Source organism: Curtobacterium sp. MCLR17_042, from assembly GCF_003234695.1.
In the GTDB taxonomy this organism is placed as follows: Bacteria; Actinomycetota; Actinomycetes; order Actinomycetales; family Microbacteriaceae; genus Curtobacterium; species Curtobacterium flaccumfaciens.
On record NZ_QKTD01000002.1, the window covers coordinates 46,411 to 67,924 of the forward strand.

Sequence of the window (21,514 nt, forward strand, 5' to 3'; positions counted from 1 at the left end):
ACCACCGAGCACACCGCACCGGAGCACGACCCGACGATCGCGGCCGGCTCCGACCTGCGCGACGCGTTCGGCCGGGTCCGCACCGAGGTCGCCAAGGCCGTCGTCGGCCAGGAGGGCGCGGTCTCCGGCATGATCGTCGGACTCCTCGCACAGGGGCACGTGCTGCTCGAGGGCGTCCCCGGTGTCGCGAAGACCCTGCTCGTCCGCAGTCTCGCCGCCGCGATGACGCTCGACACGAAGCGCATCCAGTTCACGCCGGACCTGATGCCCGGCGACGTCACCGGGTCGCTCGTCTACGACGCCTCGACCGGCACGTTCCCGTTCCGCGAGGGCCCCGTCTTCACGAACGTCCTGCTCGCCGACGAGGTCAACCGCACGCCGCCGAAGACCCAGTCGGCCCTGCTCGAGGCGATGGAGGAACGCCAGGTGAGCGTCGACGGCGACGCCCGGGCCCTGCCCGACCCCTTCTTCGTCGCCGCGACGATGAACCCGATCGAGTTCGAGGGCACCTACACGCTGCCCGAGGCGCAGCTCGACCGGTTCCTGATGAAGCTGACGCTCGACATCCCGCCGCGCGACGTCGAGTGGCAGGTGCTCCGGCGCCACGCCGACGGGTTCGTCCCGCGCGACGTCCGGTCGGCCGGCATCACCCCGGTGGTCGGCGTCGACGAGGTCGTCCGTGCGCAGCGTGCCGTCCGCGGCGTCGGGGCCCGCGACGACGTGCTCGCGTACATCGTCGACCTCGCCCGGGCCACCCGGCAGGCACCGTCCGTCCGCGTCGGGGTGAGTCCCCGCGGAGCGACGGCACTGCTCGCGGCCGCCAAGGCCTGGGCCTGGCTCACCGGCTACGACGCGATCACCCCGGACCACGTGCAGGCCATGGCCCTGCCGGTCTGGCGGCACCGCCTGCGGGTCGCTGCCGACGCCGAGCTCGAGGGCGTCGGCGCCGACGGCGTGCTCCAGCAGGTGCTCGAGCAGGTGCGGGTGCCGATCTAGTGGCGGTCTCCGGCCGGTTCGTCGCGCTCCTCGCCGTCGCCCTCGTGCCCACCGTGCTGCTCGGCAGCGGGTGGGCCGGTCTGGCGTGGGTCGGGGTGGTGCTGCTCGCCGCGGCACTCGACGTCGTGCTCGCCGCCGACCTGCGACGGGTCCGCGTGGAGCGGCGGATGCCCCGGCTCGCTCGACGCGACAGCACCGCGGACGGCACCCTCGTGCTCGCCAACGACGGCTCCCGGACGGTCCGCGGTGTGGTCCGTGACATGTGGGAGCCGTCGGCCGGCCACCGTCCCCGTCGGATCCGGATGACGGTCCCCACCGGGGAGCGACGGACGGCCCGGATGCGCTTCACACCGTTCCGCCGTGGTCGACGCCGCACCACCGGGGTCGCCGTGCGGTCCTTCGGTCCCCTGGGCCTCGCCGCACGGCAGCGGGTCGTCCCGGCACCGGGCGAACTCGTCGTGACGCCGCCGTTCCGCTCCCGCCGGCACCTGCCGTCACGGCTGGCGCGGCTCCGCGAGCTCGACGGCGAGACCACGCTGCAGCTCCGCGGGCACGGCACCGAGTTCGACTCGCTGCGCGACTACGTGCGCGGCGACGACGTGCGGTCGATCGACTGGCGCGCCACCGCGCGGCGGCAGGACCTCGTCGTCCGCACCTGGCGACCGGAACGCGACCGGCGCGTCGTCGTCGTCGTCGACGCGGGCCGGGCGGGTGCCGGCCGCGTCGCCGACGAACCCCGACTCGACACCTTCATCGAGTCGGCGCTGCTCCTCGGTGCCCTCGCGGCAGCCGCCGGTGACCGCGTCGACCTGGTGGTCCTCGACGACACCGCACACGACCGCGTGCACGGCGCCACCCGCACCGACGTCGTGCAGCGCTTCGGCGAGGCCCTCGCGATGGCCGAGCCCGGGCTCGCCGCGACCGACTGGGCATCCGTCCCCGCACTCGTCGACTCGATCACGACCTCGCGCGCCATGGTCGTCCTCGCCTCGAGCCTCGACTCCGTCGGCGCCTCGGGCGACCTGCTCGCCGTGCTCCCCCGGCTGTCCCGACGGCACGCGGTCGTCGTGACGAGCATCGAGGACCCGGCCGTCCAGCGGATGGCGCGCGGCGGGGTGGACCCGACCACGGCGATCCGCACGGCGCGGGGCGGAAAGGTGCCGGGCCTCCCGACCGGCGCGGAGCGCGACGTCTACCGACGCGCGGCCGCCGAACGCACCCTGCTCGACGCGGACGGTGCGGCCGACGTCGCACGGCGCTCCGGCGCCGAGGTCGTGCGCGGCGCACCGGCGGACGTCCCGCCGCTCGTCGCCGACGCCTACATCCGGGCGAAGGCCACCGGCCGGCTCTGAACCGGGACGGACGTCAGCCGGCCACCAGGGCGGTGGAGCCGCGCTCGAACTCCTCGAGGTCGCCGCGCTCCCCCGCTCGGTACGCGCGGCCGCCGAGCACCCACTGGTAGGCGAGCACCGCGACCAGGGCCACCGTGCCGATGCCGATCTTGATCGGCCACGGCCAGTCCTGCCGCGTCACCACGCCCTCGACGATGCCGGACAGCAGCAGGGTCAGGGTCAGGCCGATCGCGATGGTGATGAGTGCGCGGCCGTCCTCGGCGAGGGCCTGGGCACGCGTGCGTCCGGGCCCCGGTGCCACCCACGACCAGAAGATCATCAGCCCCGCACCGCCCGCGAGGAACACCGAGTAGAGCTCGAGCTGCCCGTGCGGGGAGATGTAGAGGAAGAAGTCGGCCAGGCGGCCCTGGGAGTGCATGATCGCGGCGGAGACCCCGAGGCTGACGGCGTTCTGCATGATCGAGAACGGCACGAAGACCCCGGTGATGCCGAACGCCACCATCGTCGCGGCGATGTAGGCGTTGTTCGTCCAGACCTGCGCGGTGAAGGCCCCGAGGCCACGGTCGGAGTAGTAGTCGACGAAGTCCTGCGTGGCGTAGCGGCGCAGGGCCTCGTCGCTACCGAACGTCGCCGTCGCACCGGGGGTGGTCGTGATCCAGACGGCGACGATCGCCCCGATCGCCACCGTGGCGAGCGCGACCCAGATCGTCACCCAGCGGATCCGGTAGAGCGCCGCGGGCAGCTGCCGCGTGAAGAACAGGGCGACGGCGGTCAACGGGTCGACGGGGGTGCCGGTGAAGCGCAGGCGGGCGCGGAACAGCGTGAGCGAGAGCCGGTCGCCGGTCACGGTGCGCGGTGCGGCGCCCCGGATGCGGGCGAGGTCGGTCGCGGCCTCCTGGTAGCCGGCGACGAGCCGGTCGACGTCCGCGCCGGACCGGTGCCGGGCACGCGCCAGACGGTCGAGCTCCTGCCACCGGTCACGGTGCACCTCGGTGTAGGCATCCAGGTCCACGTGTTCCCCCTCAGGTCGCGCGATCTCCGACAGAATGATCCCATGCCGAAGCCCCGCACGCCGCGTGACCTCGCCGACGCCCGGTTCTCGCGCGACCTCGACGAGACCGCCGACGAGCTGGTGGTGGGCGAGGGCGTCGCGCTCGACGTCCAGCCCGCCGGGCTCGTGCTGCGGCTCGCGGCCGCGCTGCTGGACGGCCTGTGCGCCCTCGTCCTGTTCGTGCTGGCGCTGTTCGGCGTCTGGCGGCTCTGGCCGAGGGGACTCGAGCCGGCCTGGGGTGCTGCGCTCAACATCGTGCTGCTCGTCGTCGTGCTCGTGCTGGTGCCCGCGGCGGTCGAGACCGTGACGAAGGGGCGGAGCGTCGGACGGTTCGCCACCGGCACCCGGGTCGTCCGGCTCGACGGCGGCGCGATCGGGTTCCGGCACGCCTTCACCCGGTCGCTCGTCGGCCTCTTCGAGCTCTGGATGACGTTCGGCTCGGTCGCCCTGCTCGTCGCGCTGTTCGGCAGTCGGCCTCGGCGCCTCGGGGACCTGCTGGCGGGCACGATCGTGCAGCACGAGCGGCTGCCGAAGCAGCGGGACCCCGAGGTGCTGCTGCCCCCGGAGCTGACGGCGTGGGCCGGTGTCGCGGACGTCTCGGCGCTGCCGCAGCGGTTGGAGAACCGCCTGGGGGCGTTCTTCCGCGGGGCTGCTCTGATGCGCCCCGAACTGCGCGAGGCCGCGGCGCAGACCCTGGCGGCCGAGGTGTCCGCGTTCGCACACCCGGTGCCGCCCGTCCCGCCGGAGGTCTTCCTGGCCGGGGTCGTCGTGCTGCGGCGTCGTCGGGACGTCCGGGCGCTGGGTGCCCGCGCGGAGCTGCTGACCGCCGCGGGGGTGACCGCGGCGGCGCCCCCGCCCGGCTTCCCGCGCTGACGCGCGGAGCCGCGCTGACTGCCCCCGCGCAACACCGCGGAACGGACACAGCACCGCGGAGATCCACGGTGCTGTGTCCGGAACCAGGTTCCGCCGGCCCAGGCAGCCCCGCCGCGCTCAGTAGCGGTAGTGGTCCGGCTTGAAGGGACCCTCGACCGGCACACCGATGTACGCCGCCTGCTCCGGACGCAGCGACGTCAGCTGCACCCCGAGGGCGTCGAGGTGCAGCCGCGCGACCTTCTCGTCCAGGTGCTTCGGCAGCACGTACACGCCGGTCGGGTACTCCTCGCGCCGGGTGTGCAGCTCGATCTGTGCGAGCACCTGGTTCGTGAACGAGTTGCTCATCACGAACGACGGGTGCCCGGTCGCGTTGCCGAGGTTCATGAGCCGTCCCTCGGACAGCACCAGGATCGACCGGCCGGTCGGCAGCCGCCACTCGTGCACCTGCGGCTTGATCTCGACCTTCGAGACGCCGGGCAGCGCTTCGAGCCCCGCCATGTCGATCTCGTTGTCGAAGTGCCCCACGTTCGCCACGATCGCCAGGTGCTTCAGCCCGAGCATCTCGTCGACCCCGACGACGCCCAGGTTGCCGGTGCACGTGATGACCATGTCGACGGTGTCGACGACGTCCGCCAGGCGCGCGACCTGGTAGCCGTCCATCGCGGCCTGCAGCGCGCAGATCGGGTCGACCTCGCTGACGATGACGCGGGCGCCCTGCCCGCGGAGCGCCTCGGCCGCACCCTTGCCGACGTCGCCGTAGCCGACGACGAAGGCGACCTTGCCGCCGATGAGCACGTCGGTGGCCCGGTTCAGGCCGTCGGGCAGCGAGTGCCGGATGCCGTACTTGTTGTCGAACTTCGACTTCGTCACGGAGTCGTTGACGTTGATCGCCGGGAACTTGAGCTCGCCGTTCCGGAACAGCTCGTACAGACGGTGGACGCCCGTGGTGGTCTCCTCGGTGACGCCCTGGATGTCGGCCGCGATGCGGGTCCAGCGGTCCGACGACGTCTCGAGCGACCGCGCGACGGTGTCGAGCACGATCTTCCACTCGGTGCTCGCGTCCGGCTCGGCGACCGGAGCGGCACCGGCCGCCTCGGCGTCGGCGCCGGTGTGCACGAGCATCGTGGCGTCGCCGCCGTCGTCGAGGATCAGGTTCGGCCCGGTCCAGTCGGCACCCGCCGCGGCGGCCTCGTCGCTCCAGTCGAAGATGCGGCTGGTGCACCACCAGTACTCCTCGAGCGTCTCGCCCTTCCACGCGAACACCGGGACGCCGGCCGGGGCGTCCGGGCTGCCGGTGGGTCCGACGGCGACGGCGGCCGCTGCCTCGTCCTGGGTGGAGAAGATGTTGCAGCTGGCCCAGCGCACCTGCGCGCCGAGGGCGACGAGCGTCTCGATGAGCACCGCGGTCTGCACCGTCATGTGCAGGGACCCGGCGATGCGCGCGCCCGCGAGCGGCTGCGCCGCGGCGAACTCGTCACGCAGGGACATCAGGCCCGGCATCTCGTTCTCGGCGAGGCGGATCTGGTGCCGACCGGCCTCGGCGAGGGACAGGTCGGCGACGCGGAACGCAGCAGCGGTGCGGGTTTCGGTGGGCATGCCCACCACTCTTCCATGCCGGGAGGCGCGGATCACCAGCCGATCCCGGTCACGTTCCCCGGGCCTCCAGGTCGACCCCCGCACCCACGTCGCGGACGCGAGCCGTCAGTCGACGTCGCGCGGCAGCGGCTCGCGCCGCACCACCTGCCAGCCGCGCGGGACGCGCAGGGAGGCAGCGTGCCGGGCGCAGAGGTCGTAGCCGTGCGGCTCGACCCGGGTCGACAGCGGACCGACGACCACCATGGAGTCGCCGTAGTCGTACGTCAGGGTCGACGAAGCGCTGTTGGCACACGCCACCTTGCTGCAGATCCGCACGTCCATCTCGACAGGGAGCCTAGCGGAGCGTCCGGCGCGCACCCGTCCCCGCGTACGATGTGGGGATGCGTCGGAAGCCTCGCCTCGTCACCCCGGTCGACCGCGGTCGAGGGCGCTCCCGGCACGGCCGCGGTGGGCGCTCGAGCGTCACCGGCCCCGAGCTCGCGCCGATCATCACCCGCGCCGAGGCGTTCGACCGGATCGTCGGGGACAGCGCGCACTACCTGCTCGGTCTCTGGCCCGAGGAGCTCTCCGGCGTCGTGTTCCAGGTGGCGGACATGCCGAGCGACACGACCCTGCCGGACGAGATGCCGCGCTGGCGGATCGACCGCGACACCCGCCGCGTGACCGTCTTCCGGATCCCCGTCGAGCGGGTGAACCGGAGCCCCGAGAAGGACGACTCGGACCGCCGCATCATCATCGAGACCGCGGTGTTCCGCGCGGTCGGCGAGCTGATCGGCAAGGACCCCTGGGACCTGGCACCGGACCGCTACCGACACTGGTGAGCCGGGCGGACCGCGCCGGGCGTCAGGGGTAGACGCGGACCGGGGTGGAGACGTCGGTCGCCGGACGCACCGGGAACCCGGCGATGCCGTCGGCCCCGCGGTAGGTCACGCCCGCGACGATGCCCTCCGTGCCGGTGAGCGTGAGCTGCTTGGCGGTCTGCACCGGGAGCGTCACGGTCGCGCCGGACAGGATCTTCAGCGTGCGCCGCTCGTCGCCCGACCGCACCGTGACGGAGCGGTCCTGGCGGGTGGGGTTCACGAAGTTCAGCCGCACGCCCTCGCCCGGGGCGATGGCGGTGATCGTCCGGTCCCCCAGCGGCTCGGCCGAGGCGAACCAGCCGAGGTCGGTGCCGCTGCTGGCACCGTCGGTCGGCGTCGTGGTGCGTGCACCGGTGACGACCGGCTCGGTCGAGGTGACGGTGAACGAGTACCGGCCGTCCGGGAAGTCGTCGAGCGGGACGTCGGTGACGACCCCGGGCTCGGCGGTGGCGTTGACGGTCGTGCCGCCGCCGTCGGCCGTGCTGATGCCGAGGGTGACGCGGGCCGACTTCGTGCCGGGGACGAACAGCCGGACGATCGGCGCCGCGTCGGCCGTGTCGTCGCCGCGCTGGGCGGCCTGCGCGTCGGCGAGGGCGACGGCGGGGATCACCTGCGAGCGGGACGGGGCCGCTCCACCGGAGACGATGTCGTAGCCGCCCGGGGTGAGGGTGCGGACGACGGACTCCTGCATGTGCGCGACGATCTGGCCGCCGGACGACGTGACGTGCACGACCGTCGAGGCGGCGTCGGACACGAAGCCCGACAGCGGGACGACCTTCTGCGTGTTCGGCGCGACGACGATGCCGGTGGTCCCGGGCGCGCTGACCGTCCCCGAGCCGTCGAAGATCGTCAGGTCGACCGTGGCGTTCACGTCGGTCGGGTTCGAGAGCGTGACGAGGCTCGTGCGACCGGTCTCCGTCGAGCCGCCGACGAGCCACGTGGACTGGGTCGGGTCGTCGCACGAGGCAGCGCCCGCCCCCACCAGGTCGCCGCTCGAGACGCTCTGGAAGCTGCTGCCCGCGACCTGCGGCGTCGTCTCACCAGCGGGGGCCGTCAGGAGCCGGGGGTCGCTGCCGCCGGTGGTCGAGGGGTCGAGCGAGGACCGCTCGACCGTCGAACCGGTCGTCGCGGTCGCGACGGTCGCGGTGCCGACGGTGCTCGCCTGCGTCGCGTCGTTGCCGGCGTCGTCGGACAGGCGCAGCGCACTGCCGGCGCAGACACGCTCGGCGGCCGCGGGGACCGGCGTGACGGTGCGTCCGGCCGGTCGACCGGGTTCGGACTCGGTGCCGATGGCGTGGGCCGCGGTGACGGCACCCGCGGCGACGACGACGGCGACGGCCGTGGCGGTGCCGCGGACGATCCAGCGCCGGACCGAGGAGGGGTTGGTGCTCATTCGTCGCGCTCCTCGTCGAAGGTGGTGGCGGGTTCCTCGGCCTCGATGACGTTCGAGGTGGCACGGCGGCGGCGCGGGGCCGTCGGGACCGCGAGGAGTGCTGCGGCGCCGAAGACCACGCCGAGCACGACGAGGTACAGCACGTGGGTGGCCTGGGTCGCCGCGGAGCCGGAGCGGGTGCGGTCGACCTCGCCCTCGTAGTGGAACAGCTGGCCGTTCGTGGTCTCGCCGATGCTCGTGAAGAGCGCGTTCTGACCGATCGCGCCGGCGGCCCGGTCGTGCACGGTCTGCGCCTCGGGGTCGTCACCGGCGTCGTCGATGAGCACGAAGCTCACGCCGAGCTCGCGGAGCGCCGGCCGGGGGTCGTACCCGCTGCGGCTCGCCAGGTTGCCGGCGAGCGTCGTCAGCCGTGCGCCGGACTCGCTCAGCCGGAGCGCGGTGGCGTCGAGCGTCGACTGGTCGTCGAGGGTGGAACCCTGCCCGCGCTCGAGCGTGACGGCGAGCGAACCGTCGTCCTGCGGGACGACCACGAGCGTGCCGACGTCCGGGTTCGCCTGGGCCTCGGCGTTCACGTACGCGCTGAGCACCCGGCCGGTGGTCGGCTCGATCGTGGCGGTGCCGAGGTAGAACGCCGCGAAGGCCGGAGCCACGGCCACACCGGCGAGCACGGTCGCGACGAGCCCGGTGACCGGGGCGGCCTTCGGCAGCACGTCGATGCCGATGCAGGCCGCGACCACGAGGGCGAGCCAGTACACGGACAGACCGCTGCCGGGCCAGACGATGGTGGTGGTCGACCCGACACCGGTGACCGTGACGTGGGTGGCGGCGAAGGCCGTGGCGAAGCCGAGGAGCGCGATGACGAGCGCCGAGCCCGCGACCGCCCAGCGGTGGCCGAGCATCGCCCCGATCGCGGCGGCGGCCACGGGGAGCGCGAGGACGGCCATCACGATCGGCAGGACCGTGGCGACCAGTGCGAGTCCGGACGTCGCGGGGAGCCAGCCGCTCCAGTCGGGCAGGGGCTGTCCGATGGCCAGCTGGAGTGCGGACGGCGCCCGGGTCGCGGACGGCGCACCCGGGTCCGCGAACACCGCGAGCAGGTTGCCGCGTGCCGCCTGCGCCAGGATCAGCGGCAGGAAGAGCACCGCGGTCGGCACCGGGATGAACAGACGACGGTGGGCCCGGCGCCAGCCGACCAGGAGCGCCACGAGCCAGCCGACCAGCAGGACCGGCAGCAGCGACGGCGCCGAGGCGGCGACGACGGCGAACAGGAGCGACGCTCCCGAGGCCCAGGCCCACGAGCGGTGTGCCTCGAGCACGGCGACGAACAGCCACGGCAGCACCAGGTGCGCGATCACGGCGCCGAGGTGACCGGTCGTCACGGCTCCGACGAGCGACGGGGCGATCGCGTAGAGCGACGCACCGATGACCGGCACCCAGGTGCGGGTCGTGACCTTGCGGACCGCGAACCAGGCGCCGAGTGCGGACAGCGGGAACGCGACGAGCATGACGAGCACGACCGCGGTGGACGGCGACCAGAACACGATCGAGCCGAGCACGGCGAGCACCGCGGCGAAGGGGTCCGACGGGCCGGTGAAGCCCGTACCGAGCGAGTGGAAGCCGTACCCGACGTTCTGCCAGAGCTGTCCCGGCGTCGCGGAGAGCGGCAGGAGTCCCCCGCCGGTCAGGGCCGGCGACCCGAGCAGCGGGTAGAGCGTCACGACGCTGAGGACCGCCGCGGCCAGGACCACCCAGATGCCGCCGTCGCTGAGGAACGACGCCCGGGCGATCGGGGCGTCCTCGGCCCGGGCGAGTTCGACGTCCCGCGAGGTGGTGCGGTGCTCGTGCACCCGACGCCAGCTCACACGGAGCGGTTCGACGGCGGCCCAGCCGAGCTTCTTCGTGCGGGCGAGGTTCTTGCGCGCACGTCCCGTGCCGCCGCCGAACGCGACGGCGAACGCGGCGGAGAGCTCGGGGACCACGGCGGCGGGGTGCTTCGCGACCAGGTGACCGAGCGCGCGGCCGATCGCGAACGGCACGAGCGTGAGCCAGTGCAGCCAGACCAGCGCGGCGGGCGCGTAGGTCATCCGGCGGTGCAGCTGCGCCTGCCGGTGCATCCGGACGCGCCGCGCCTCGGACACGCGCTTGCGGCCGAACTCCTCGATCGGTCCGGCGCTGGTGACCTTGGCCTCCGGCACGAGGGCGACACGGTGTCCGGCGAGGCGGACCCGCACCGAGAAGTCGAGGGCCGCGTCGACGTCCGGCAGCGCCGGGTCGAAGCCGCCGAGTTCGTTCCAGACCGAGCGGCGCACGAGCATGCCGCCCGCGGCGACACCGAGCACGTCGGTGTTGCGGTCGTGCTGGCCCTGGTCGAGCTCTTCCTGCACCAGCACGATCGACCGGCCGAAGCGGGTCATGCTCTCGCCGAAGGCGCGGATGAGCGAGGGGTCGTCGTCGGCGACGAGCTTCGGACCGGCGACGACGACCGAGGGCGCGATCTCGACGGCGGACAGCAGGTCGGCGAGCGCGGTCGGTGCCGGCGCGTTGTCGTGGCCGAGGACCCACAGCCACTCGTCGACCGGCTCGTCGGTCGCCACGGGCGGCGCGCTGCGCTCGCCCTGGCGGACGGCGTCACCGAACGCGGTGCCGGCTGGCAGCCGGACGAGCTGCGCGGACCCGCCGAAGGACAGTTCGGCGGTCGATCCGTCGGTCGTGCCGACGTCGACGACCACCAGGTTCTCGGGGTGGCGGGTCTGGGCGGCGAGCGCGTCCAGGGTCCGGTCGAGGTGGGCCGCCCCGTTGGCGGCGACGAGGATCGCGGTGACTCTGGGCTGCATGACGGGCGTCACTCTACGGTCTGGAGGCGCGGTGTCGGCTGCGGACGGCGGCGCGCCGTGAACCTTTGGATGCGCTCACTGCGCGGTGCGGGGCGGGCGCTCCACGCGCCTCCCGGACGGGGTGGGGCGGCTACGCCCTTTTCCGCAACTTGCGGCGTTCGCGCTCGGAGAGGCCGCCCCAGATGCCGAAGCGTTCGTCGTTCTCGAGCGCGTACTCGAGGCACTGCGCCCGAACCTCGCACGAGGTGCAGATCTTCTTCGCCTCGCGCGTGGAGCCGCCCTTCTCGGGGAAGAACGCCTCGGGGTCGGTCTGCGCGCAGAGCGAGTCGACCTGCCAGGCGAGCGGGTTCTCCTCGTCGTCGGTCTCCGGACGTCGGACACCCGGGACGCCGAGCGCCACAGGATCGACGTGCCAGTCCTCCGGAACTCCGGCGTGGAACTCGGAACCGTTCACCCTGATCACCCCTGCCGCCTCGACAACGAACCCCAACTCTTGCGGCCGTTGCCTGTAATTACAGCGGTGTCATTCGCCTGAGTCAAGTCGCGGATCATAGAAGGCACCGACCGCTCCAGCGTGTCATGTCCCCCGTTTGGGCGTGTCGCACCGCTCGGGTGGACCTTCCGGGGGACAACTGACTCGTCCTCAGGCGCTCAGGAGGCGCTGCGACGGGCCTCCCAGGCGCTCGACACCATCTCGTCCAGGGAGTGCCGCATGGCCCACTCGAGGTCACGGGCGGCGGCTTCGCCGGTCGCGACGATGCGGGCCGGGTCGCCGGGGCGCCGCGGTGCGATCTCGGGGTCGAAGGCGATCCCGGTGCCCGACGCCATGGCGTCCATGATCTGCCGGACGCTCACGCCGTCGCCGCTGCCGAGGTTGTAGGCACGCTCCAGCGGCTCCCCCGCCTCGAGCTTCCGAGCGGCCACCGCGTGCGAGTGCGCCAGGTCGGCCACGTGCACGTAGTCGCGGACGCAGGTGCCGTCCGGGGTGGCGTAGTCGTCGCCGTTGATCCGCGGGGTCCGGCCGGCGAGCAGCGCGTCGAAGACCAGCGGGAACAGGTTGTGCGGGCTGGCGTCGTACAGGTCGGGCTCCCCGGAACCGACGACGTTGAAGTACCGGAGCGACGTGGTGGTGAAGCCCGCGGCGACCTCCATGTCGCGCAGCAGCCACTCGCCGATGAGCTTCGACTCGCCGTACGGCGACTCCGGGTTCTTCGGGGTGGACTCGACCACGGTCTCGACGTCCGGCGTGCCGTAGACCGCCGCGCTGGACGAGAAGACCGCCTTGGTGACGCCGGTCTCGGCCATCGCGCGCAGCAGGGTCGCCATGCCGGTGACGTTCTGCTCGTAGGTGTGCAGCGGGCGCTCGACCGAGACGCCGGCGTACTTGAACCCCGCGACGTGGACCACGCCGGTGACCTCGTGCTCGCGCAGCGTGCGTGCGACGAGCTCGCCGTCGAGGATCGTGCCCTCGACGAACGGCACGTCGTCCGGGACGAACGCGCGGAAACCGCTCGACAGATCGTCGAACGCGACCGTGTCGATGCCGGCCGAGCGCAGTGCTCGGACGACGTGGGACCCGATGTACCCGGCACCGCCGGTGACCAGCCAACTCATGCTCGCCACGCTAGCGGACGTCGGCGACGCCCCGGTGGCGGTGTGCGGGTCCACGCCACGGCGTGCGGCCCCGCGCCGGCCCCGGCGCCGGTCCGCGCCCCTAGGCGCCGGTGGCGATGAACACGGTCGACGTGATGCCGTCGGAGGAGTCCGCCTCGACCGTCACGTCGCCCTCGTCCGGGGTGATGAAGCACGACTCGCCCTTGCGGAGCAGGGTCGCCGACTGCGCGCCGACGAGCGTGACGACGCCCTCGGTGCAGATCGCGATCGACGGCCCCACGAGCGGGGCGACCCCGCCGGTGCTCAGGCCCACCGGGCGACCGTCACCGTCCACCCGCAGCAGCGCGAAGCCGACGCCGTCCGGCGCGAACCGGTCGACGCCCGGGGCGATGCGCTCGGGCTCGAGGACCGGTGCCGGGTACGCGGTGAAGTCGAGCACCCGCAGGAGCTCCGGCACGTCGACGTGCTTCGGCGTGAGCCCGCCGCGCAGCACGTTGTCCGACGGCGCCATCAGCTCGATGCCGAGTCCGTCGAGGTACGCGTGGATGTTGCCGGCGGGCAGGTACATGGCCTGCCCCGCGGTGAGCGTCACCCGGTGCATGAGCAGGGAGACGACGATGCCGGGGTCGCCGGGCCAGCTGGTCGCCAGGTCGCGGACGGTCGCGGTGTTCGGGGTGAGCAGGTCGTCGTCGAGCGAGACGGCCAGGTCGCTCGCGGCCTGCACCACGGCGAGCGCGGACTCGTCGGCGGTCTCGAGCCAGCGGACGGTGTCCTCGAGCCCGTGCAGCAGGTGCACCTCGAGCGGACCGAGGCGTCCGGTGCCGGCGTCGAGCACGCGGACCTCGGCCAGGGTCTCCTCGACCGGGCGGAAGCCGCTCAGCGCCTCGAACCGCTCGCTCAGCGCGACGACGAGCTCGGGCTTCGGGAACGGGTCCTTGTAGTTGCGGGCCGGGTCGTCGAGCGGGATCCCCTCGCGCTCCTCGCGGGCGAAGCCCGCTTCTGCCTGCTCCGGGGTCGGGTGCGCCTGCAGCGAGAGCGGTGCCGCAGCGGCGAGCACCTTGAGCAGGAAGGGCAGGCCGGTGCGGTCCGGCCCGAGTGCGGTCTCCGGCTCGTCGGCGATCCAGTCGCGGAGCGTGTCGGCCCCGCCGACCATGGCCGGGTTGACGACGACACTGGGGCTGCCGGCGTGGGCGCCGAGCCAGAGCTCCGCCTGCGGGGCACCCGTGACGGTGCGGCCGAGGAGCTCCGGGATCGCGGTGACCGAGCCCCAGGCGTAGTCGCGGGGGGTGTTCGTGATGCCGAGGAACATGGGCCAGAGCCTACCGGCGCTGCCGGTGGAGTCCTGCGGACGGCGACCGGCCGGTAGCCTGGCGTCGTGACGAACACCTGGCCGCTGGCGCGCGGGACCGTACCGGAGCGCGAGGCGTTCGCCTTCGGGGCGACGACCCTGTTCGTGCTGTTCGCGGGCGACGCCGTGCCGAACACCCTGACCTGGGTCGGGGCCGGCGTCCTCTGGGCCCTCGTCGCGGCGTGGGGCATCACGATCCTGGTCCGGGCGAAGCCGCCGCTCGTCCGCACCCCCTGGGCGCTCTGGGCGTTCCTCGGCTGGTGCCTGGTGACCCTGGTCTGGTCGCACTGGCGCTTCGCGACGATCTCGAGCCTGACCGTGCAGGTGATCTGCGCGGCCGTGGCGTTCACGATCGCCTCGACCCTGACGTGGCGCCGGATCACCGATGCCCTGAGCCTCGCGCTCCGCTGGGTCCTCATGCTCTCGCTCCTGTTCGAGGCCGCCGTCGCGGTGTTCGTCCGGCACCCGATCGCCCCGATCTGGACGGACTACGGCGACCGCGACGTCCCCGACGCCTTCTACTTCTCGCGCGCCGAGCTCTTCACCGGTGGTCGGATCCAGGGGCTGCCCGGCAACGCCAACCTGCTCGCGATGGTGGCCCTGCTGGTCGCGATCGTGGTCGCCGTGCAGTTCGCCGAGGGCCGGATCCGCCGGAACCAGGCGATCGGCTGGCTCGTCGTCGCGGCACTCGGCTTCGTCCTCACCCGCTCGTCGACGGTCATCGCCGCCGCACTCGTGGTCGCCGTGGTCGCACTCGCCGCCGTCTGGATGCGCCGTGTCCCGACCGAGCGCCGCACCCCGCGCTACCTGCTGCTGGCGGTGGGTGCCGTCGTCGTCGCCGTCGCCGCGTTCGTGCTGCGCGGCCCGGTGTCCGAGCTGCTCGGCAAGGGCTCGGACGCCACCGGACGCGGAGAGATCTGGGCCAAGGTGCTCGGCCTGATCGACCAGCACCCCGTGGGCGGCTGGGGCTGGATCGGGTACTGGTGGCCGGGCATCCCGACGCTCGCCGACCTGGCGCAACGCAAGGGCGTCACGTACCTGCAGGCCCACGATGCATACCTGGACGTCTGGATGCAGACCGGCATCATCGGCCTGGTGCTCTTCGCGATCTACGTGGTCACGACGCTGTCCCGCTCGTGGGCCTGCGCGACCCGCATCGGGTACGACGCCGCGCTGCGTCCGCGGTCGTTCGACCCGGTGTCGCTCCTGCCGCTCCTGGTCGTCGTCGCCCTGCTCGTGCAGTCCGTCGCCGAGTCCCGCCTGCTCTACCAGGGGAACTGGGTGCTCTTCGCCCTGCTCGCGATCAAGACGCGCATCGTGCTGACCGGCGAGGAACCGGTCTCGACCGGCGACGGCCCGCGCACGCCGCCCGCCAAGCGCGAGTTCCGCTGGGCCGGCACGCGCTGACCCGGACGCTCCCTCAGCGCGACAGCCACGAGCACGACACCGGGGACGACCACGGGTTCGACTTCACCCGGGCGACCTCGAGCGTCGGGTCCGCGTCGCATGCCGCCACCGCCGCCGGCAGCTGCCCTGCCCACACCGGGCCGCCGCTGCGCCGCGTGTCGGTCGGCGCGACGTGCAGGACCGCCGACCCGACGACGGCGGTGACCACGCACCAACCGGCCAGCGCGCCGACGAGGCGACCCGGGCCTCCCGTCCGTCCGGCAGCACGCGACCAGCTGCGAGCGTCCACGAGCGTGGCGGCTGCGACCACCGCGGCGCTCACCAGCAGCAGGCCGGCGGCCGCGGCGTAGCGCTGCGGCGGCACGGCGGCCATCGCGGCGACCGGCGCCGACCAGTGGATGCCGTCGCCGCCGTTGGCGAGCAGGGCCACCCACCACACCGCGACGGAGCCGACGGCGAGGGCTGCGACCATCCACCGGGTGCGCGCCGGCCCGACCACGACGGCCGCCACCAGGACGACGAGCAGCAGGGCTGCGGGCACCACGACCACCGCCCAGCCGTGCTCGACCACCGCCGTCAGGACCGCGCCGAGGTCCGGGTCCCAGGCGCCCGCCACGGGACGCAGCAGGTACCCCGCGAGCACGTCGCGCAATGCCGGCGACCCCGTGGCGAGGGCCCGCGGGCTCGTCAGGGTCGTCACGCCCTGCACCGCCAGGGCGACGACCACGACGAGCGTGACCGGCAGCGCGGTCCACCGGCCGGCCGGTCCGGGCGTACGGCCACGCGGCGTCCAAGCGAGGAGCAGCAGGGGTGCGAACAGGGCGGTGAGCGGTTCGGTGAGCACGGCCGCCCCCGCGACCACGGCGAGCGCCCCGGCCGCCCACCACGACCGAGCACGCCACGCGAAGACCCACGGCACCAGGACGAGCAGGAACCAGTGCAGGTTCGCCGCGTTGCCACTGATCTCGTACGGGGCGAGCGGCAGGACGACGGGGACGGCGGCGAGCACCAGCCGCAACGGCCAGGGGCGCACGACGTCGCGGGACAGCACGAACACCAGGGCGCAGACCCCGCCGACGACCGCGCACGCGGCGAGCGCCACGACCTGCGCGTACCGCTCGGGCGGCAGCGCGTACCCGAGGTCGACGATGAGGCGCGGCAGCAGGTGCACGTACCCGGCGTAGGGGTGCAGCAGGGTGTCGACGGGACCCATCGCGATCCGTTCGCGCAGGAACACGCCGCCGTCCTCGGCCCAGATGGTGTTCCGCGGCACCGGGCCGAGCCGGTACCAGGCCAGGGCGGTCGTGAGCAGGCCGACGACGACCGCGACGAGGGGGACGCCGGCGACCCTGCGCGCGAGGTCCATCCGGTGAGGATAGTTCGGTCATCGCGCATCGTCGATACAGCCACACCGCGATGCGGTGTGCTCGTCACAAGGTCGTGCGCCAAGATGGACGCGTGACGGACGGCCGGGTGAGCAGACAGGTGCTCGGGCGCCGGTACCTCTCCGCCTGGATCGGCTTCTCGGCCGGTGGACGGTTCAGCCAGGCGCTCGCGACGGTCATCGTGCTGTTCGGGTTCGGCCAGCCCACCGTCGAGGCCCTCGTCGGCCGGGCGGGGACCTGGGCGGTGCTCGTGACGCTGTTCGTGCTCGCGGGGCTGAGCCTGCTCGGCCAGCGCTACCGGATCGAGTGGCACGGGGTCCTCCCCCTCTCGCTGCTGGCCTTCGTCGGCTACTGCGCGTTGAGCGTGCTCTGGAGCGAGTACTCCTGGGTGGCGCTCCGCGGACTGGTGCAGACCGTGTGCTTCATCGGCCTCGGGCTGTACCTGGCCCTCGGCCGCGACCTGGTGCAGGTGATCCGGGCCTCGGGCGACGCCTTCCGGATCCTGCTCGTGACGGCCCTCGGACTCGAGGTCCTGTCCGGCCTGGTCCTCGACGTCCCGTTCCCGGCGTTCGGCATCCGCGGCGACATCGCGTACGGCGGTCCGATCCAGGGCATCGGCGGTACGCGCAACTTCATGGGCTTCATCGCCGCGATGGCCCTGGTCACCTTCGTGGTCGAGTTCCTCACCCGGTCGGTCACGGTCTGGCGCGCGATCGCCTCGACCTCGCTCGCCGTGATCGCCCTGATGCTCGTGCAGTCCCCCATCACCGGGCTCGCGATGATCGCGCTCGCCGTCACCGCGCTGGCGCTCTGGTCACTCCGGCACGCGCGACCGGCGACCAGACCGGTGGTCAACGGCGTCCTCGGCGCGGTCGTCCTGCTGACGCTCGCCGTCGGGGTGCTCGCCCGGCACCGTCTGCTCGCCGAGATCGGGGCGGCCGGCGGCACCGCCACCCGGACGGACCTGTGGTCGCAGATCCGGGTCCTGGTGGAGCGCTACCCGATCCAGGGCTGGGGCTGGGTGGGCACGTGGCCGACCGAGCCCGTCGTGCCCTACGTCACGCTCATCGACCCCGCCGGCGTCCGGTTCACCTCGGGCCTGAACGCCTTCGTGGACGCCTGGCTGCAGATCGGCTTCGCGGGCACGCTCATCCTCGGCATCACCGCGTTGCTCGCGTTCGCGCGTGCCTGGGTGACGGCGACGACGTTCCCCGGGGTGGCGTACGTGTGGCCGGCCGCCGTGCTCGTGCTGCTCGCGGTCACCAGCACGGCGGAGAGCTACCTGCTGCACGGCGCCGGCCTGATGTTCTTCGTGACGGTCCTCGTGATCGCCGCGCGGCGCCGCTCCTGGCGCCGACACCTGCCGCGCGTGTAGCCGCGGTACGGCGCGACCCACCGCCGGCCTGGAGGCCCGTGGCGGCCCCGCACCGCGCCTCCAGGCCGTCACGCCGATCGTTCCGGACGCGCGCTTCGTGAGCAGGAACGGTCGCCTCCGCGGAGGCGACCCGACCGTTCCTGCTCACGAAGCGCGCGAGCGGGCGCCCTACGGGCGCGTGCGGCGACCGAGGCGGCGCTGCACGCCCCACTGGGTGACGCGGAGCATCGCCTCGAGGACGATGGACCGGCTCATCTTGGAGACGCCGTGCACGCGGTCACGGAAGCGGATGGGCACCTCGACGATGCGGCCGCCGAGGGCGTCCACGCGCAGCGTCATGTCCACCTGGAAGCAGTACCCCTTCGAGTCCACCGACCCGAGGTCCATCCGCGCGATCGCCGACGAGCGGTACACGCGGTAGCCGGCGGTGATGTCCCGCACGTCGAGCCCGAGCACCAGGCGGGCGTAGGTGTTGGCCCCGCGGCTGAGCGCCTGGCGCCGGAGCGGCCAGTCGACCACCGACCCACCGGGGACCCAGCGGGACCCGATGGCGAGCAGGACGTCGTCGGACGCGGTCACGGCGTCGACCAGGGCCGGCAACCGGTCGGCCGGGTGCGAGCCGTCGGCGTCCATCTCGACCAGCAGCGGGTACCCGCGCTCCAGACCCCACCGGAAACCGGCGACGTACGCCGTGCCGAGCCCGAGCTTGCCGGAGCGCTGCAGCAGGTGCACACGGTCGTCCGCGGCCGCCAGGGACCGCACGATGTCCCCGGTGCCGTCCGGGCTGCCGTCGTCGACGACGAGCACGTGGGCACCGGGCACCGCCGCCAGCACGGCGGCGGTGATCGCACGGATGTTCTCCGCCTCGTCGTACGTCGGGACGATGACGAGGGCGGTGGTCTCCCCCGGGGTCACCGGTTCAGGCGCCGCTTCACCTTGCCGGCGACGCTGCGGGGACCCTCGGTGCGCAGGTAGTGCACGGCACGGCCGAGGTCGTAGCGGACGCCGGAGAGCTTCTTGCGCTCCGGGACGCGGACGCGCATCTTGTGCGGCTCGATCGACGACGCGGTGTCGCGCACCGACTTGTCCGCAGCGCGGATCGGGTTCCGGCAGAACTCGACGAGCGGGGCGAGGACGTTCTCCCACGTGAACTGCTCGCGCACGCGGTCGACGTTGCCGATGAACTCGGTGCGGGCCTTCTTGTCGAAGAGCGCCGTCTCGAGCGCGGCGGCCAGGCCGTCGATGTCCTGCTCGTGCACCGCGATGCCGAGCTTCTCTTCTGCGACGAGGTCACCGAACGAGTCGCCGGCCGTCGTGACGATCGGCAGGCGTGCCCACAGGTAGTCGAGGATGCGGGTGCGGAACGAGAAGGTGGTCTCGAGGTGCTCGTAGTGCGTCGAGACGCCGGCGTCGGCCTCGAGCAGGTAGGCGCCGCGCTCCTCGTACGGGATCCACTGGTCGTTGAAGAACACGTGCTTGCCGGTGAGACCGAGGGCGTCGGCCTCGGCGCGGACCTTCGCGACGATGTCCATCTCGGGGACGTCGGGGTTCGGGTGCTGCACGCCCATGAAGAAGAGCTTCACCGACGGGCGGCGCTCGGCGAGCTGGGCGATCGAGCGGACCAGGGTGATCGGGTCGAACCAGTCGTAGATCCCACCGCCCCAGACGACGAGCTTGTCGTTCTTGCCGATGCCCGGCACGACGCCCTTGACGCGCTGCTGGTCGTGGACCGGCGGCGTCGAGGACAGGCCGAACGGCACGACGCCGATGAGCGAGCGCAGGTCGGCGTCGCGCGAGTACGTGCGGGCGTTCACGCGGCCGGAGCCGGCGAGCTGCCCGAGCCAGAACATCCGCTGGCGCTCCGAGGCGCAGATGAAGTAGTCGCCGAGCTCGAGCTGATGGTTCAGCGTGTCCGAGGCGTCGAGGATCTGGCGGTTCCACTTGTCGACGTCGTCGCTACGGCCCTGTTCCAGCTGCTCGAGGTGCAGCGGGTCGTAGACGTCGACGACCAGGATCTTGCTGGTCGACTCGAGCACCGGGAACAGCCGGAGCGCGTGACCCTGCACGATGATGACGTCGGCCCAGCCCTCGTGCTCGACCATCTGGCGCGGGTGCCGGTGCGGGACCGTGACGACCTCGTACGACGGGTCGATCGGCGACGAGCGGGTCAGGCTGACCACGCGGACGTCGTGCTCGGACGCCAGCTGCTTGGCCATCTGCGTGGCACGGATCGCCGGACCGGCCATCTTCGCGCCGATCGAGTCGCCCGTGATGATGAGGACGCGGCGACGGGTACCGACCTCGAGCACGCCGAGGGAGTGCACGATCTTGTCGTAGCCGGCCAGGTAGTTCTCGATCGGGTACGCGGGCTCGTCGCGGTTGCCGAACAGGCGGAGGAGCTCACGGTCGGACCGGACGCGGGTCGCCTGGATCTGGCGGCGGGACTCGGTCATCGACGGCAGCTGCTCGACGAACTGGTCGACGCCGTAGATGCCCGCCATGCTCGTCTTCGGCACCGGGATCGTCGGGACGCTGTCGTCGCCGCGGTTGCGCAGGTCGAGTTCGGTGGAGTCGAGCTCCCCGCGGCCCACGGCACGGCGGACGGCGAGTGCCAGGGAACCGGGCAGCGCAGCGGCGAGCTGCTCGTCACCGAGGTTCTTGTAGAGCGTGAACAGCGCGTTCCGCTCGAGCAGGTAGGTCTCGCGGAAGTCGCCGAACTTGTTCATCGACGCGTGGTGCTTGTGGAACGCGACCGACTTCGGCTGGTACCGGAAGCGCCAGCCGAGCAGGTTGAGCCGCCAGCCGAGGTCGACGTCCTCGTAGAACATGAAGTAGCGGTCGTCGAAGCCGTCGAGCTGCTCGAAGAGCTCGGCGCGGATGAACATCGCGGCGCCGGTGCCGAACAGGACGTCGGTCTCGCTCTCCCACCGGCCGGTGTCCGGCGACCCGGCGAAGGGCTTGTAGCCCATGCCGTACCAGGTCATCGCGGCCTCGGTGAAGTCGACGTTGACGCCTTCCCAGTCGAGGACCTTCGAGGCGACGGCGCCGATGTCGGCACCGGAGGCGAAGGTGGCCATCGCCTCGCGCACCCAGCCGGTGTCCGGGCGGGCGTCGTTGTTGAGGAACGCCACGACCTCGCCGGAGGACTTCTCGACGCCGAGGTTGCACCCACCGGTGAACCCGAGGTTCGCGCCCGCGTCGATCAGGGTGAAGTCGAGGCTCGAGGCCTTCAGACGCCCGAGGTGCTCGGGGCCCGAACCGTTCTCGACGACGATCACCTCGAGCTTGTCCTGCGGCCAGTCCTGCTTGCGGAGCTCCGCGATGCTCGTCAGGGTGTCGTCCGTGCCCTTGTAGTTCACGAGGATGACGGACACGACTCCCGGCTTGCGCTCTGTCACGCGAGTTCCTCCAGCAGCTGCCGCGCACCGGG

The 21,514-nt window shown here is 72.8% G+C and carries 17 protein-coding genes; 6 read left to right on the plus strand and 11 right to left on the minus strand.

From position 1 onward, the window contains the following. The first annotated feature begins 36 nt into the window (after window positions 1-36). Window positions 37-996, plus strand: a complete 960-nt coding sequence (locus tag DEJ02_RS02485) for a MoxR family ATPase (protein WP_111032111.1) — start codon at window positions 37-39, stop codon at window positions 994-996. Beyond that, the gene (locus tag DEJ02_RS02490; RefSeq protein ID WP_111031891.1) at window positions 996-2,348 is read left to right on the plus strand and encodes a DUF58 domain-containing protein; all 1,353 of its coding nucleotides are present in this window, start codon (window positions 996-998) and stop codon (window positions 2,346-2,348) included. The genes DEJ02_RS02485 and DEJ02_RS02490 overlap by 1 nt, the downstream gene beginning before the upstream one ends. A gap of 13 nt (window positions 2,349-2,361) precedes the next feature. On the opposite strand, the gene DEJ02_RS02495 is transcribed toward DEJ02_RS02490, so the two are convergent. After that, window positions 2,362-3,360, minus strand: a complete 999-nt coding sequence (locus DEJ02_RS02495) for a stage II sporulation protein M (protein WP_111031892.1) — start codon at window positions 3,358-3,360, stop codon at window positions 2,362-2,364. A 42-nt stretch (window positions 3,361-3,402) separates the two neighbouring features. Between DEJ02_RS02495 and DEJ02_RS02500 the strand changes: the two genes are divergently transcribed. Further along, window positions 3,403-4,272: an RDD family protein gene (locus tag DEJ02_RS02500; RefSeq protein ID WP_111031893.1), complete on the plus strand. Its 870-nt coding sequence runs from the start codon at window positions 3,403-3,405 to the stop codon at window positions 4,270-4,272. Window positions 4,273-4,389: 117 nt separating this feature from the next. Here DEJ02_RS02500 and ahcY read toward each other — a convergent pair whose 3' ends face one another. Together ahcY and DEJ02_RS02510 are read right to left on the minus strand one after the other, a co-directional pair. Continuing rightward, window positions 4,390-5,868, minus strand: coding sequence for an adenosylhomocysteinase (gene ahcY / locus DEJ02_RS02505; RefSeq protein ID WP_111032112.1), 1,479 nt, complete (start codon window positions 5,866-5,868; stop codon window positions 4,390-4,392). Window positions 5,869-5,973: 105 nt separating this feature from the next. Next, window positions 5,974-6,189 carry a DUF3499 family protein gene (locus tag DEJ02_RS02510; RefSeq protein WP_111029483.1) on the minus strand — a complete coding sequence of 72 codons (216 nt, stop codon included), beginning with the start codon at window positions 6,187-6,189 and terminating at the stop codon, window positions 5,974-5,976. Between the two features lie 59 nt (window positions 6,190-6,248). Here DEJ02_RS02510 and DEJ02_RS02515 point away from each other — a divergent pair, with 59 nt between their 5' ends. Then, entirely contained in the window at window positions 6,249-6,689 is a 441-nt protein-coding gene (locus DEJ02_RS02515; protein ID WP_071405768.1) for a metallopeptidase family protein, read from the plus strand. 22 nt (window positions 6,690-6,711) lie between these two features. Here the strand turns inward: DEJ02_RS02515 and DEJ02_RS02520 are convergent, their stop codons facing one another. The 5 genes from DEJ02_RS02520 to manA form a co-directional block, all read right to left on the minus strand. Beyond that, on the minus strand, window positions 6,712-8,121 hold the full coding sequence (locus DEJ02_RS02520) for a DUF5719 family protein (RefSeq protein ID WP_111031894.1): 1,410 nt from the start codon (window positions 8,119-8,121) through the stop codon (window positions 6,712-6,714). Continuing rightward, the gene (locus DEJ02_RS02525) at window positions 8,118-10,955 is read right to left on the minus strand and encodes a glycosyltransferase (protein WP_146249207.1); all 2,838 of its coding nucleotides are present in this window, start codon (window positions 10,953-10,955) and stop codon (window positions 8,118-8,120) included. The genes DEJ02_RS02520 and DEJ02_RS02525 overlap by 4 nt, the downstream gene beginning before the upstream one ends. A gap of 130 nt (window positions 10,956-11,085) precedes the next feature. Next, a complete protein-coding gene (locus DEJ02_RS02530) occupies window positions 11,086-11,418 on the minus strand; it encodes a WhiB family transcriptional regulator (RefSeq protein WP_081827389.1) in 333 nt (110 codons plus the stop codon). Window positions 11,419-11,606: 188 nt separating this feature from the next. After that, window positions 11,607-12,569, minus strand: a complete 963-nt coding sequence (gene galE, locus DEJ02_RS02535) for a UDP-glucose 4-epimerase GalE (protein WP_071405789.1) — start codon at window positions 12,567-12,569, stop codon at window positions 11,607-11,609. 100 nt (window positions 12,570-12,669) lie between these two features. After that, the gene (gene manA / locus DEJ02_RS02540) at window positions 12,670-13,878 is read right to left on the minus strand and encodes a mannose-6-phosphate isomerase, class I (RefSeq protein ID WP_111031896.1); all 1,209 of its coding nucleotides are present in this window, start codon (window positions 13,876-13,878) and stop codon (window positions 12,670-12,672) included. 66 nt (window positions 13,879-13,944) lie between these two features. On the opposite strand from manA, the gene DEJ02_RS02545 reads away from it, so the two are divergent. After that, window positions 13,945-15,324: an O-antigen ligase gene (locus DEJ02_RS02545; RefSeq protein ID WP_071405764.1), complete on the plus strand. Its 1,380-nt coding sequence runs from the start codon at window positions 13,945-13,947 to the stop codon at window positions 15,322-15,324. Window positions 15,325-15,337: 13 nt separating this feature from the next. Here DEJ02_RS02545 and DEJ02_RS02550 read toward each other — a convergent pair whose 3' ends face one another. Further along, a complete protein-coding gene (locus DEJ02_RS02550) occupies window positions 15,338-16,690 on the minus strand; it encodes a hypothetical protein (protein WP_111031897.1) in 1,353 nt (450 codons plus the stop codon). A 92-nt stretch (window positions 16,691-16,782) separates the two neighbouring features. Here DEJ02_RS02550 and DEJ02_RS02555 point away from each other — a divergent pair, with 92 nt between their 5' ends. Beyond that, complete coding sequence (locus tag DEJ02_RS02555; RefSeq protein ID WP_146243540.1) at window positions 16,783-18,084, plus strand: O-antigen ligase; 1,302 nt, start codon at window positions 16,783-16,785, stop codon at window positions 18,082-18,084. A 168-nt stretch (window positions 18,085-18,252) separates the two neighbouring features. Here DEJ02_RS02555 and DEJ02_RS02560 read toward each other — a convergent pair whose 3' ends face one another. Together DEJ02_RS02560 and DEJ02_RS02565 are read right to left on the minus strand one after the other, a co-directional pair. After that, entirely contained in the window at window positions 18,253-18,999 is a 747-nt protein-coding gene (locus DEJ02_RS02560; protein ID WP_111031898.1) for a polyprenol monophosphomannose synthase, read from the minus strand. After that, window positions 18,996-21,482, minus strand: a complete 2,487-nt coding sequence (locus tag DEJ02_RS02565) for a glycosyltransferase (protein WP_111031899.1) — start codon at window positions 21,480-21,482, stop codon at window positions 18,996-18,998. Before DEJ02_RS02565 ends, DEJ02_RS02560 begins: the two co-directional genes overlap by 4 nt. Window positions 21,483-21,514 lie beyond the last annotated feature (32 nt).